Source organism: Sphingomonas bacterium (assembly GCF_903643065.1).
Taxonomy (GTDB): domain Bacteria; phylum Pseudomonadota; class Alphaproteobacteria; order Sphingomonadales; family Sphingomonadaceae; genus Sphingomonas.
Genome location: NZ_CAHJWX010000225.1, coordinates 1 through 4,657, shown reverse-complemented (window position 1 = coordinate 4,657; position 4,657 = coordinate 1). Strand labels below are relative to the sequence as shown.

Here is a 4,657-nt window from a genome sequence, read left to right as displayed (position 1 = left end):
GCCGGCCGGCTGGCGCGGCTCAAGGCGCTGATCGCCGCCGCGCCGCCCGGCAGCGTCTCGGTCGACGGGCTGGCGCGCGCGTCCGGCACCTCCCGCTCGGTGCTGTACCGCCTGTTCCAGGGCGAGGGTGGCCTGTTGGCCTATGATCGCCGGCGCCGGCTGCTTGCGCTCTACCGCGACCTGGTGGAAACCGGTGAGCACGAGCCGATCGCGCGGGTGGCGGAGCGGCACGGCTTCGCCGACACGATCAGCCTGGGCCGCGGCTTCCGCGCCTTGTTCGGCTGCAGCCCGCGTGAGGTGCGCGTGGCCGCCCGTGGCGAAGCCCCGGCCATCCATCCCGACCAGGTGCCCGAGGTCATCCGGCGCATGGTGGCTCGCCTCCACTAGGCCGGTCGCGGTTCGATGGGGCTGTCTCGTCAGGCTATTCCGCCGCCACCGCCATCTCCTCGAACTCCGCCGCCTGCAGGAACCGCTCCGCGTCCAGCGCCGCCATGCAGCCGGTGCCCGCCGCCGTCACCGCCTGGCGATAGATCTTGTCCGCCACGTCGCCGCACGCGAACACGCCCGGCACGCTGGTGTTCGTCGTCCCCGGCGTCACCGCGACATAGCCGTCGCGGTCGAGGTCCAAATGGCCCCGGAACAGCTCGGTCGCCGGATGGTGCCCGATCGCGACGAAGCCGCCGTCCGTGTCGAGCCGCGAGGTCGCGCCGGTGACGGTGTCCTCCAGCTCCAGCGCGACCAGCCCGGCCTTGCCGCCGCCATCGACGAAGCGGCGCACCTCCTTGTTCCAGAGCACCGTCACGCCCGGATGCGCGAACAGCCGTTCCTGCAGGATGCGTTCGGCGCGCAGGCTGTCACGGCGATGGATCAGCGTCACGTCGGGCGAATGGTTGGTGAGGTACAGCGCCTCCTCCACCGCCGTGTTGCCGCCGCCGATCACCGCCACCTTCTTGCCCCGGTAGAAGAAGCCGTCGCACGTCGCACACGCGCTGACGCCCTTGCCCTTGAGCGCTTCCTCGCTCTCCAGCCCCAGCCATCTGGCCTGCGCGCCGGTCGCGATCACCAGCACGTCGCCGCGATAGGTATCGCCACCGTCGCCGACCAGCCGGAACGGTCGGCGAGTCAGGTCGACCTCCACGATCGTGTCCCACAGCAATGTCGTGCCGACCTGCGCGGCCTGCGCCTGCATCTGTTCCATCAGCCACGGGCCCTGGATCACGTCGGCGAAGCCCGGATAATTCTCGACGTCGGTGGTGGTGGTGAGCTGGCCGCCGGGCTGGATGCCCTGGATCACGATCGGCTTCATTCCCGCGCGCGCGCCATAGATGGCGGCGGACAGGCCGGCGGGGCCGGAGCCGAGGATGAGCATGCGGGTGGTGTGCGTCGTCATGGTGCTGACCTAGGGCAAGGACCGTCGTTTTTCCATGGCATGCCGGGCTTGCGTGGCGCATTGCGCGCGGATGAGCGAGAAGGTCGAGATCAAGGCGTACACGGCCCCCGCCGGTGGATGGGGCTCGATGAAGGGATTGTCCCAGACCATCCGCTCGCAGCGGGCGGGACCGGAGACGATCGCGGAATGGGCGCGGCAGAACAAGCCGGACGGCTTCATGTGCGTCAGCTGCGCGTGGGGCAAGCCGGCGCATCCCACCGTGGCCGAGTTCTGCGAGAATGGCGGCAAGGCGACCGCGTGGGAGATCACCCGCTTCCGCACCACGCCCGCGTTCTTCCAGAAGCACCGCGTCGGCGACCTGTTGAGCTGGTCCGATCACGATCTGGAACAGGCGGGGCGGCTGACCCATCCGATGCGGTACGATGCGGGCAGCGACCGCTACCTCGCCGTGTCGTGGGAGGAGGCGTTCGCGGAGATCGGCGCCAAGCTGAAGACCTGCGATCCCAAGAAGGTGATCGCCTATGCGTCGGGCCGCGCGAGCCTGGAGACGAGTTACATGTGGGCGTTGTTCGCGCGCCTGCACGGCCACCAGAACCTGCCCGACTCGTCCAACATGTGCCACGAGACGACGTCGGTGGGCCTGCGCTCGTGCATCGGCTCGCCAGTCGGCACGATCCACTTCACCGATTACGAGAAATGCGACGCGATCTTCTATTTCGGCCAGAATCCGGGCGTGAACAGCCCGCGCTTCCTGCGCCCGCTCGCCGAATGCCACCAGCGCGGCGTCGACATCGTCGTGTTCAACCCGCTCAAGGAGCGCGGGCTTGAGCGCTTCACCGACCCGCAGAGCCCGGTCGAGATGCTGACCGGCAAGTCCACCCCGATCGCGTCCCAATATCATCAGGTAAAGGCGGGGGGCGACATCGCCGCGCTGCTGGGCATGATCAAGCATGTCGTCCATCTCGACGACCGCGCGCACGAGTCGGGTGCGCCGGCGGTAATCGACCATGGCTTCATCGGCCAGCACACCAGGGGCTTCGACGCGGTCGCCCAGCATGCGCGGGAAGCGGACTGGGCGGCGATCGAGCATGAGAGCGGGCTGACCCGCGACGCGCTGGAGAGCGCGGCGGCGATCTATGCGCGCGCAAAGGCGGTGATCTGCGTCTATGGCATGGGGCTGACCCAGCACGTCCACGGCATCACCAACCTCCAGATGCTGGTCAACTTCATGCTGTTGCGCGGTAATGTCGGCAAGCCCGGCGCGGGCTTCGGCCCGGTGCGCGGGCACAGCAACGTGCAGGGCCAGCGCACCGTCGGGATCACCGAGAAGACCGAGCTGGTGCCCGTCGAGCAGCTCAAGAAGCAGTTCGGCTTCGATCCGCCGACCGACGAGGGCTGGGACACGGTGGGCGCGTGCGAGGCGCTGGTGAAGCGCGAGGTGCAGGCCTTTGTCGCCTTGGGCGGGAACTTTGCTCGCGCGATCCCCGATCATCGCCTGACCGAGCCCGCCTGGGCGGATGTCGACCTGACCGTCCATATCGCGACCAAGCTCAACCGGTCGCACCTGCTGACGGGCCGGACCTGCTACCTGCTTCCCTGCCTTGGCCGGATCGAGCTCGATCGGCAGAAGACCGGGTCGCAGACGGTGACGATGGAGGACTCGTTCAGCCGCATCTATGGCTCTCGCGGGCGGGTGGAGCCGGCGGCGGACACGCTGCTGAGCGAGCCGGCGATCATCGCCGGGATCGCCCGCGCGACGCTGCCGCCCAATCCCAAGGTGCCGTGGGAGGAGTGGGTCGCCGACTATTCGCTCGTGCGCGACGCGATCGAGACGACCTATCCGGACCAGTTCGCGCGCTTCAACGAGCGGCTGCACGTGCCGGGCGGATTCTGGAAGGGCGTCCCTGCCGCGCATCGGCAATGGACGACGCCGTCGGGCCGGGCCGAGTTCAACGTGCCCAAGGTGATGAACTCGACCGGCTTCGAGGATCAGGTTGGGCGGATGCGGCTGGTGACGCTGCGCTCCAACGACCAGTTCAACACGACGATCTATGGCTATGACGATCGGTTCCGCGGCATCAAGGGCACGCGGCAGGTGGCGTTGATGAACCGGCTCGACCTCGTCGAGATGGGGCTGCGCGACGGCGAGACGGTTCACCTGGTCGGCGACCATGGCGACAATGCCGACGCGCGCGTTGAGGGCCTGCGGGTGGTCGCCTATGACATCCCTCGCGGCTGCGTCGGCGGTTACTATCCGGAGTGCAACCCGCTGATTCCCGTCGCGCACCACGCGGAGGAAAGCCACGTGCCCGCCGCGAAATCGGTGCCGGTGCGGGTGGAGCGCGCGGCATGACGCACCAGCCGGTCTTGGGTGCCGTCCTTGCCGGCGGGCGCTCATCGCGCTTTGGGTCGGACAAGGCCGCCGCCGCCTGGCACGGGCGCGCGCTGGCGGATCATGCGGCGGCGCTGATCGGCCAGCACGTCGATCGCGTGGTGGTCGTCGGCGGCACGCGTGGCGAGGTGGACGACCTGCCCGCGCCGGGCCTGGGCCCGCTGGGCGGGATCGCCGGGGCACTCGGCTTCGCGGCGGCGCACGGCTTCGCGAGCGTGCTGACGATCGGCTGCGACATGGTGCGCCTGCCGCCCGAGCTGCTGCCCGCGCTGCTGCGACGCGCGCCGTCCTTTTGCGAGGACGCGCCGGTGCTGGGGCATTGGTCCGTCGCGTTGGCCGGGCGCGCGCTGGCGATGGCTGGTGGTGATGATCGATCGGTGCGGGGCTGGGCGCGCGCGATCGGCGCCTTGCCGATCGCGGCGTCGGGGCCGATCGCCAACGTCAACACGCCCGCCGACCTGGACGCGCTGGTGCGTGATGGGGAAGACCTGCTGGCCCTATGACGTCCTGGGCTCGCGCGCCGACGCTGGTGCTGCGACCCGATGGCGCTTCGCCGGGCGAGCGCGTGCTGCCGGTCGAGGCGCCGATCGCGGTCGAGGTGGACGGGCTTGGCTATGCGGTGATGATGATGACGCCGGCGGACCTGCCCGCGTTCGCGACCGGCTTCATGCTGACCGAGCGGCTGGTCGACGACGCCGCCGACGTCGTGGACGCGGAGCCGTTCGAGGGACCGGACGGCTGGGTGTTGCGGATCACGCTCGCCGAGCGCTGTCGCGGCCGCATGGCGGATCGCGTGCGGCACCGGACCAGCGACACGAGTTGCGGGCTGTGCGGCATCGCCGGGCTGGAGCAGCTGCGCCGGCCCGTCGCGACGC

5 protein-coding genes are annotated in these 4,657 nt (G+C 69.8%); 4 read left to right on the top strand and 1 reads right to left on the bottom strand.

Features of this window, described 5'->3' with window-relative positions:
• Positions 1-387: helix-turn-helix domain-containing protein (locus tag HUU95_RS08960; protein ID WP_174279797.1), on the top strand; the 387-nt coding region annotated here is incomplete at its 5' end.
• Positions 388-421: 34 nt separating this feature from the next.
• Here the strand turns inward: HUU95_RS08960 and trxB are convergent.
• Positions 422-1,390: a thioredoxin-disulfide reductase gene (trxB, locus tag HUU95_RS08955; protein ID WP_174279796.1), complete on the bottom strand. Its 969-nt coding sequence runs from the start codon at positions 1,388-1,390 to the stop codon at positions 422-424.
• A 70-nt stretch (positions 1,391-1,460) separates the two neighbouring features.
• On the opposite strand from trxB, the gene HUU95_RS08950 reads away from it, so the two are divergent.
• The 3 genes from HUU95_RS08950 to HUU95_RS08940 all read left to right on the top strand — a co-directional run.
• Positions 1,461-3,743 carry an FdhF/YdeP family oxidoreductase gene (locus tag HUU95_RS08950; RefSeq protein ID WP_174279795.1) on the top strand — a complete coding sequence of 761 codons (2,283 nt, stop codon included), beginning with the start codon at positions 1,461-1,463 and terminating at the stop codon, positions 3,741-3,743.
• On the top strand, positions 3,740-4,285 hold the full coding sequence (gene mobA, locus HUU95_RS08945) for a molybdenum cofactor guanylyltransferase (protein WP_174279794.1): 546 nt from the start codon (positions 3,740-3,742) through the stop codon (positions 4,283-4,285). Before HUU95_RS08950 ends, mobA begins: the two co-directional genes overlap by 4 nt.
• Positions 4,282-4,657, top strand: a 376-nt coding sequence (locus HUU95_RS08940) for a formate dehydrogenase accessory sulfurtransferase FdhD (RefSeq protein ID WP_174279793.1), incomplete at its 3' end; no start/stop codon positions are given. The genes mobA and HUU95_RS08940, both read left to right, overlap by 4 nt.